Here is a 6,441-nt window from a genome sequence, read left to right on the forward strand (position 1 = left end):
GGCGCGGCCGGGCACCTTTGCTTCTTTGAGGCTTCGAAGGTGTCGAAGGCGTCGCAGCTCAGCGCCACGCCGACGCGCTGATCAGCGTGCCCTTGTGCTCGAGCGCATCCCACCAGATCACGCGCAGAAGCGGCGCCTGCTTCGCGATGAAGAGCGCCTGCACGGCATCGCTTTCGATGAAATGCGTGACGCCGCAGCGCAGCGCGGCCTGCGCCTTGTGCGCGGCGGCGCCCGCGGGCGTCTCGTTGTGCATGTCCGGTGCGCGCATCACCAGTTCCAGATGACCGAAGCCGTGCCGCTCCAGCCATGCGCGGGTGCGGTCCAGATCGACGTGCGGCCGGCCCGTGATCACCGCGCGCACTTTCTCCAGATCGACGTCGGGCAGGATCTCGAACGGCAGCAGCGCATCGCGTTCGTTCAACGCGGCGGACAGGTCCTCGTCATAGCGCGACAGCGGCACGTCGGGCAGCAGGATGCCGTCCAGATCGATCGCGTATGTCGCGTACTCGTGGTCTTGCGCCATTTTCTCGGCGGAACCCGCCTCGACCTTCAGCCAGTCCTCGCGGTAATCGTCCGTGTAGGCCTGGCGCTCCCACGGGAAGAGCGCGAAGAAACCCGACGCGTCGTTCGCATAGTCGGGGCGAATGCGGCTGATCTCGTCGAATGCGCCCGTCAGCGTCTTGACGATCAGGCCGTGCTGCTCCAGGAACGCGATGCAGTCGACCAGCGTGAAACCGCGTCCCGCGATGTCTTCGCACAACAGCACCTTCGAGCCCGGCGGCGGCAGCGGCTGCGCCGAATCCCACGTGACATGGCGCGCGCGGCGGTCGTAGCTGAGAAACGCGACGGGCACGCCGATCGCATGCGAAGCCATTAACGCAAGTGGCGCGCCGCCCCGTAAGATGCCGACAGCGGCCGCGAAGCGCTCTTCGAGCAGGGCGGGCTGCAGAGAATCGATCCAGTGGTCGAGCTGTTCGTAGGTCAACGGTAGAACCGGCTTTTTCATGACGGCTTGCGGTTTGTGTTGGGCCGGATGGACGCGCGTCGGCGAAACGGCATTTTTGAGATTGAGCCGATATTATGCACGTCGTGTAAAGATTCTGTGTCGTCGCATCCGACTGGGCTGTCGTTATCGTCTGACGGCGATGTCAGGCACAATGCGAGCCACGTTTGGGAAAAAGACGCACAAGAAGACGCACAACAAGACCACACGAAAGGGACCAAAAGTGCAGAACAACAAATACGGATGGTTACGCGCGCTCGCGCTCGTGCCCGTGCTGGCGCTCGCGTTCGTGGCGCCGACCGCGAGCGCCGCGCCGATGACGACGACGCTCGAACTCGACGTGAAAGGCAAGATCGCGAAGACCAGCGACCCCGATCATTCCGTGTTCCATTTTTCGGAGGCGCAGATTCTCGCGCTGCCGACGCATACGATTACGACGTCGACGACGTGGACGGCAAAATCGACCTTCACGGGGCCGCTGCTCGCGGATATTCTCAAGACAGTGGGCGCGTACGGCGACGAGATCGAAATCCACACGCTCGATGACTACACGTACACCGTTCCCGTGTCGGATACGAGCCGCTATGGCGTGATCGTCGCGTACAGCATGAACGGCAAGCGCCTGCAGGTCAGCGACTTCGGCCCGCTGTTTCTCATCTACCCGCGCGACCAATTTCCCAGCGAGCTGGCGGGAGGGGCGGCGGACGCAAAATTCGTATGGCAGATCAAGGCACTCATCGTCAAATAGGACGGCGCCCGCTGCGCCGCGTCGTGCTCGTCGTCATCTGGATCGCCGCGCTCGCAGCGCCGACGACGGCGATCAGCTATCTGCTCTATTCGGCTCTTCTCACTCCCCGCGCGACCCAGCAGGTCACGGGCACCTACGACGGGTTCTACTGGGACGCCGCGCAGCTGCAGATTGCCTATGCGCGGCTCGAAAGCCAGCTGTTGCTGTACCAGACGGGTGTCGACAGCGACTATCGGCGGCTCACGCTGCACTTCCAGGTGCTGCAGTCGAAGCTGCGCGTGATGGCGGGCTCGACGCAGCGCCTTGCTGCGCAGGCCGAGGCCGTGCAGCGCCAGCAGGAGGAGATCGCGCGCCTGTCCGAGATGCTCGTCTCGATGCAACCCATGCTCGACGCGCTGCCCAATTCGCCGACGCTCGCCTCGCAGATGGTCGAGCAACTGCGCCAGCACTGGAAGGAGGTGAACGCCCTCGCGCTGAGCCGCCGCTACGTCGACGTGCAGGATCGCGAGGCGATGAACTCCGATTTCATCGCGAAGCGCCGGATGCTGTTCGCGGGCGGGCTCGTGCTGCTGTTGCTGTCGGCGGCGGCGACAGTCCTGCTCGTGATGAACGGACGGCGCCGCACGAACCTGATCGTGCAGCAGCGTGCCGCGCTCGACGCGGAGCATCAGGCGAGCCGCGCCGCGCGCGAAGCGAGCCTCGCGAAGGACGCGTTTCTCGGCATGATCAGCCACGAGTTGCGCACGCCGCTGCACGCGATCGTGTCGTCGATCGAGCTGCTCGGCTTCAACTTTCACACCGAGGCCGACCGCAAAGTCATCCAGCGGCTCGAGACGGCCGCGCGCCATCTCGAAGCGCAGATGAAGGACCTGACGGACTACGCGCGGCTGGGCGCCGGCAAGCTCGAGTTGCGCCATGAGCATTTCGATCCGCGCGAGCTGCTGGCGTCCGTCGTCGACGAGCACGAGCCGGCCGCGCGCGCAAAGGGGCTGGCTTTCGAAGGCAGCGCGAGCGGGCGCGCGGGTCTCGTCGATTCCGATCCGCATCGCATCCGGCAGATCGTCAACAACCTCGTGACCAACGCGATCCGCTACACGGAGCGCGGCAACGTCACGCTGCATTTCGAGCAGCACGCGGGCGCGCTCGTCATCGTCGTCACCGATACGGGCCCGGGTGTGCCCGAGACGCAGATTCCGCTGATCTTCAAGGAGTTCACGCAGCTCGACGCATCGCGCACGCGGCGTTTCGAAGGCGCGGGCATGGGGCTCGCGATCGTGCAGGGGCTCGTCGCGCTGTTCAACGGGACGACCGGCGTCGAAAGCGAAGTGGGCAAGGGCACGCGCTTCACGGTGACGATTCCCGTCGCGTCCGTCGCCGCGCCTGCCACACCTGTGGCCGCGCCGCACGAGACGCACGGCGACGGCCGCCCGCAGGTGCTGATCGTCGACGACAACCAGCTGATCCGCGAATCGCTGTGCGAAATGCTCGAGCACATGGAATGCGACGCGGCCGCCGTCGCTAACGCCGACGACGCGCACGCGTGGCTGGCGGCAAGGCGCTGCGATCTCGTGCTGCTCGATCTGCATATGCCGGACAAGGACGGCTACGCGTTCATGGCCGAGTACGCCGCGAAGACGGGCGCGGCGGCGCGCACGCCCGTGATCGCCGTGAGCGCATATGCGCCGGACGTACCGGCCCGCCAGGGCGACGCGCCGTTCTTCGACAGCCTGACCAAGCCCGTTCACTACGAAGTGCTGCGCGACGCCGTGCAGCGCGCGCTGGCGGCGCGGCACGGGGCGTCCGTGGAAGGGTGAGATGACGCGAGGGCGGGCGCCGCGCGGCTTCGCGGCGTTTTCGCGTGCCTAAGCCCGGCTCAGGCGCTTCGACAGATCGGCGACGAGTATCGCCATGCGCGCGGGCTTTTCGTAGCAGGCCACATCGTAGTTGCGCACGATGTCGCTGATCTCCGATTCGCTCGCCTTGCCTGTCAGCAGTTCGCCCGTCAGCACGAAGACGGGCGCATCCGGGTTTTCCGATGCGCGCACCGCGCGGATCGCCTCCGCCGACGTCTGCGGGCCGAACAGCCAGTCGATCACAACGCCGTCGAACACCTGAGTCTGCAATGTTTCGGCGAACGCGGTGAGGCCGTAGATCGCCACGGCCGTAAAGCCGCTGCGCTCCAGGTAGTCGCGCAGGTTGTCGGCGGACGCCTGGTCGTCGTCGACAACGGCGATCAGCGGCTTGTCCGTTTCGGCGCGGCGCGGATAGATCTCGATCTTGTGGACTTCGTGCGCGTTCTGATAGAGCGCGCCGTCGTAGCGCACGACGCGCCACTGGTCGAGCTTCGACCATGCGATGAATTCCGGCCGGCTGCCCGCTTCGATCGGCGCGCCGATCCATGCGGTGCACGCGAGCTCGATTGAGCCGATCGCAAACACCGCTTCCTGCGCGGTGGCGCCGACCATGCCGGGGTCGAGCGTCTGCGCGCCGAACAGTTGCGCGGCCGGCTCGCCGAAGACTTCGGCGACCTTCTTGATCTGCGAGAGCGTCCAGGGGCTGTTGCCGCGCAGCTTGCGGTGGCCCTGCGAAAAGCTCAAATCGAGGATGCGGCAAAGCTCGCTGGTCTGCTGACGCTTGCCGATGCCGTGACGGCTCATCAACTCGCGCACGCGTTCGGCGACGGCGAGCGAGTCGGTTGAGGTGGCTTCGTTTGACATGCGCGAAGTCTCTGTCTGTCAGTATGAATCGTTGTTTATGACGAAGCGTCGTTTCGACGGCGTGTAGCGCGGGTCTCCCAGGCGCGCCGGCTGGGCGCGCCCCCTGCGCGGGACAGCCAATGTACCGCAAAACGCGCAGCGCGCCTGATTTCGCGCCGCGCCCGCATGGCCGCGTGCCGCTCCTGGCCGTGAAAACGGCCCATTCTGGTGAATTCGATTGCCCGCGCGGATCGGCACAGCTTCGCTCGTTCCTGGCCATTCTATTTTAGCGGCGAAAACGTATGCGTAACGCATTGTCGCGGTTGTCGATGGTCTTTCGCCGACGCAGGCCGCGCGCGTGGCCTGCGCGCAAAAGAGGGTGCGCGGCGGTTTGCTTTGTGACCGGCATTGCGGCATCCGCGCGGGCCTGAGAAGATGCAGACCCTCGACACGCCACGCTGCGCAATCCGCTTTCCGATGACGACGACCTATCCGCTGCACGCGAACCTGAGTCCGGCCGACGCGCCTTTTCCCGATCGAGCCGATGTCGTCATCGCGGGCGCGGGCATCATGGGTTGCGCAGCGGCGTACTACCTCGCGCGGCGCGGCGTGAAGGCTGTCGTGCTCGACAAGTCGCGCATCGCGGGCCAGCAGTCGACGCGCGCGTGGGGCTTCGTGCGCCAGCAGGGCCGCGAGGCAGCCGAAGTGCCGCTGATGATGGCGGGTATGCGCATCTGGGAACAGCTCGAACGCGAGCTGAACATCGATCTCGAATGGCGGCAGGGCGGCTGTCTCTACGTCGCGGACAACGAAGAGGACTGGGCATCGTTCCAGCAATGGATGGATGTCGCGAAGCAGTACGGGCTCGACACGCGCGTGCTGGATCGTGCGCAGATCGACCAGCATGTGCGCGGCATGCAAGGCCCGGCGTTGGGTGGGCTGTACACGGCGAGCGACGGCCAGGCCGAGCCGCGCCGCGCGGCGGCCGCGTTTGCCGCGCGCGCGGTCGAGGCGGGCGCGCGCTTCTTCGAAGGTTGCGGCGTGATCGGCATCGAACGGGCAGCGGGCTCGGTGACGGGCGTCGTCACCGAGCGCGGCACGATCCACACGCGGCATGTGATCTGCGCGGCGGGCGCGAGCAGCTGGCGGCTGCTGGCGACGCTCGGCATCGCGTTGCCGCAGCAGGCCGTGCGCGGCACCTGCATGCGCACGAACCCGTTGCCTGCCGTCACGGCGTCGACGTTCTGGGGGCACGGCCTCGGCATCCGTCAGCGCGCGAACGGCGCGATCAATCTCGCCGACGACATGCAGGTCGACGTCGACATGACGTTCGGCCATTTCCGCGCGCTGAAGTGGTTCCTGCCGGAGCTAAGGACGCAGCGCGAGAAATTCAGCTTTCATCTGAACGGCGCGTTCGTGCGCGATGTGCTCGACCGTGTGCCAGGCGTCGTGCCCGCCGGCGAGCGCGTGCTGCATCCGCGCGACCCGAATCCCCAGCCGAACCGCGCGCACGCGCCCCGCGCGTTGCAGAAGCTGCGCACGCTTTTTCCGGCGTTGAAGGATGCGCAGGTGGTCGAGTCGTGGGCGGGGCTGATCGACGTGCTGCCCGACGGCATTCCCGTGCTCGACGCGCCGTCGCAGACGCCGGGTCTGCTGATCGCCACCGGCTTCTGCGGACATGGCTTCGCGATGGGGCCGATCGTCGGCCGGCTGATGGCGGAATGGATCGACGACGGCAGGCCGTCGCTGGATTTGTCGGCGTTCCGGTTACAGCGGTTTTTCGATGGGACGATGCAGCGGCCGAGGAGCGTTTTGTGATGTCTGCGACGCTGTTTGGTTTTTTGGGCTTGCCGCTGGCATCCGCGATGCGCCTACCGGCGCGGGCGTTGCCCCTGTGCGGGGCGGCACTTACTTTCTTTGCCGCCGCAAAGAAAAGTAAGCAAAAGAAAGCCGCTCACACCGAGCCTCTTGGCGATTACCCACGGGCCCTCAAC

5 protein-coding genes are annotated in these 6,441 nt (G+C 66.2%); 3 read left to right on the plus strand and 2 right to left on the minus strand.

All coding sequences use genetic code 11. The features are described 5' to 3' along the window. Positions 1 to 58 precede the first annotated feature (58 nt). The gene (locus BN2476_RS01515) at positions 59 to 1,006 is read right to left on the minus strand and encodes a phosphoribosyltransferase (RefSeq protein ID WP_087732389.1); all 948 of its coding nucleotides are present in this window, start codon (positions 1,004 to 1,006) and stop codon (positions 59 to 61) included. Positions 1,007 to 1,319: 313 nt separating this feature from the next. Between BN2476_RS01515 and BN2476_RS01520 the strand changes: the two genes are divergently transcribed. Together BN2476_RS01520 and BN2476_RS01525 are read left to right on the plus strand one after the other, a co-directional pair. After that, on the plus strand, positions 1,320 to 1,751 hold the full coding sequence (locus tag BN2476_RS01520) for a putative pterin-binding protein (protein ID WP_235850662.1): 432 nt from the start codon (positions 1,320 to 1,322) through the stop codon (positions 1,749 to 1,751). Beyond that, positions 1,721 to 3,565, plus strand: coding sequence for an ATP-binding response regulator (locus BN2476_RS01525; RefSeq protein ID WP_087732391.1), 1,845 nt, complete (start codon positions 1,721 to 1,723; stop codon positions 3,563 to 3,565). The genes BN2476_RS01520 and BN2476_RS01525 overlap by 31 nt, the downstream gene beginning before the upstream one ends. A 48-nt stretch (positions 3,566 to 3,613) precedes the next feature. Here the strand turns inward: BN2476_RS01525 and BN2476_RS01530 are convergent, their stop codons facing one another. Continuing rightward, positions 3,614 to 4,468, minus strand: a complete 855-nt coding sequence (locus BN2476_RS01530) for a helix-turn-helix domain-containing protein (protein WP_087732392.1) — start codon at positions 4,466 to 4,468, stop codon at positions 3,614 to 3,616. A 456-nt stretch (positions 4,469 to 4,924) separates the two neighbouring features. Between BN2476_RS01530 and BN2476_RS01535 the strand changes: the two genes are divergently transcribed. Continuing rightward, positions 4,925 to 6,265 carry an NAD(P)/FAD-dependent oxidoreductase gene (locus BN2476_RS01535; protein WP_087732407.1) on the plus strand — a complete coding sequence of 447 codons (1,341 nt, stop codon included), beginning with the start codon at positions 4,925 to 4,927 and terminating at the stop codon, positions 6,263 to 6,265. The last annotated feature ends 176 nt before the right edge of the window (positions 6,266 to 6,441 follow it).

This window comes from Paraburkholderia piptadeniae (genome assembly GCF_900007165.1).
In the GTDB taxonomy this organism is placed as follows: domain Bacteria; phylum Pseudomonadota; class Gammaproteobacteria; order Burkholderiales; family Burkholderiaceae; genus Paraburkholderia; species Paraburkholderia piptadeniae.